Here is a 220-nt window from a genome sequence, read left to right as displayed (position 1 = left end):
CCATATATCGTTTGGATGGATAGGTCATCCTTCAATCCAATCCACAAGCGCGCCATGCTCATGACCCCTTTTTTGCTCCATGCTCTTCCATTTTTTAATCGTTTGGCTAATTGATTCATCATCGCCTCTGCACTTCCCATTGGACGATACGCTGTCGTGTCCACACCTTTTTCCTGTAACCAACTACGGTAATCTTTTATGGTTTCCTGATGATGCGTTA

Annotated in this window: 1 protein-coding gene; it reads right to left on the bottom strand. The window is 44.1% G+C overall.

The window, feature by feature from the left end; genetic code table 11:
• Window positions 1-220: UPF0236 family transposase-like protein (locus QQZ16_RS04420; RefSeq protein WP_284561146.1), on the bottom strand; the 220-nt coding region annotated here is incomplete at both ends.

This window comes from Bacillus sp. T2.9-1, from assembly GCF_950097965.1.
GTDB classification, from domain to species: Bacteria; Bacillota; Bacilli; order Bacillales; family Cytobacillaceae; genus Niallia; species Niallia hominis.
Note: the sequence above shows the minus strand (reverse complement) of the source record. Positions and strands in the feature narration are given on the sequence as shown.